Source organism: Oleiphilus sp. HI0067 (genome assembly GCF_001635735.1).
In genome coordinates this window covers 1-1629 of record NZ_LWFI01000952.1, presented here as the reverse complement: position 1 = coordinate 1629, position 1629 = coordinate 1, and the positions used below count along the sequence as shown (strand labels likewise).

The following is a 1629-nucleotide window of genomic DNA, read 5'->3' as shown; positions in this document are numbered from 1 at the left end:
TATTCGGCTCCGGGGTTACCTAAACCGACAATCAGCTTGATCTGTTGAGTCATGGCTGAATGTGCATTCCCTAGCTGGTGCCAACGTAATAAGCTCCGGTGGGGGCTTATTCGTCACCTTCGCCTTCAGCTGCAGCATCTTCTGCTTCGTCAGCAGCAGAGCCTTTCGGCTTGTGTACAGATGCAACAGAAAGGTCGTGATCTTCACCTTGCTGAAGTGCAGCAATCGTTACACCTTTAGGAAGAACGATGTCTGAAAGGTGAACGATTTGGTCCGCTTCAACTTCAGTCATGTCAACTTCGATGAACTCAGGAAGATCTGCTGGAAGACAGATAACTTCAACTTCAGTCATTTGGTGCTGGATCTTGCCGCCGCCAAGTTTAACGCCTACACATGCTTCTTCGTTAGTGAAGTGAAGTGGTACGTTAACGTGGATAGCTTGGTTTTTAGTAACGCGCTGGAAGTCAGCGTGCATTACTTCATTCGTTGCTGGGTGGCGTTGAAGATCTTTAAGAATTGCATTCTCTTCTTTACCATCGAAAGCGATAGTAAGGATGTGAGAGTAAAATGCTTCTTCTTCTAGTGCGCGGCGAAGTTTGTTCGCAGCGATAGAAAGAGAAACAGGCTTCTTAGACTTTGTGCCGTATAGGATTGCAGGTACTTTGCCTTCTAGACGACGCAGGCGGCGGCTCGCACCTTTCCCCTGGTCTTCGCGAAGTTCTGCTTCGACAGTAAATAAATCACTCATTATTGATTCCTCAATAAGCGTTGAAACAAGTCCGCGACCAGACTCATAACACGCATTTTAAAACGAAAAAAAGCACTTATGTGCTTTTCGATAGTTTGCCTACGCCCTTGAAAGGAATAGGCAAATTTTTCTAACGCGCTGCTTCGTTTAGTCGAAGAGTGCGCTAATTGACTCTTCATTGCTGATGCGTCGAATCGACTCAGCAATTAGGCCGGAAATCGTAAGGGGGCGAATCTTACCACATTTTTCAGCGTTGTCACTTAATGGAATGGTGTCTGTGACAATCAATGCGTCCAATGTGCTGTTTTCGATGTTTTTAATCGCTGGGCCCGACAAAACTGGGTGGGTGATGTAAGCGTAAACTGCTTTTGCGCCATTCTCTTTCAATGCTTCTGCGGCTTTGCATAGCGTGCCTGCCGTATCAACGATGTCGTCGATGAGTAAGCATGTTTTGCCTTTTACATCGCCAATAATGTGCATTACTTGAGAAACGTTCGCTTGAGGGCGACGTTTGTCAATAATTGCTAAATCTACATCGCCAACGCGCTTAGCCATTGCGCGTGCGCGAACAACACCGCCAACGTCTGGGCTGACAACGATAAAGTCTTCTTTAAAGCGCGTCATGATATCGTCGACCAGAATAGGTGTTGCGTAAATGTTGTCTACTGGAATATCAAAGAAGCCTTGAATCTGATCAGCGTGCAGATCAACAGTCAATACGCGGTCGATGCCTGCGCCAGTGATCATGTCAGCCACAACTTTTGCTGTAATCGGTACACGCATTGAACGCACACGACGATCTTGTCGTGCATAGCCGAAGTAGGGAACAACCGCTGTAATACGGCCTGCAGATGCGCGACGTAATGCGTCGGTCATGACCA

The 1629-nt window shown here is 47.1% G+C and carries 2 protein-coding genes; both read right to left on the bottom strand.

The features are described 5' to 3' along the window. Positions 1–106 precede the first annotated feature (106 nt). Positions 107–748: a 50S ribosomal protein L25/general stress protein Ctc gene (locus tag A3739_RS11970; RefSeq protein ID WP_068481083.1), complete on the bottom strand. Its 642-nt coding sequence runs from the start codon at positions 746–748 to the stop codon at positions 107–109. 147 nt (positions 749–895) lie between these two features. Then, a partial coding sequence (locus A3739_RS11965; protein WP_068501535.1) for a ribose-phosphate pyrophosphokinase occupies positions 896–1629 on the bottom strand: 734 nt, incomplete at its 5' end.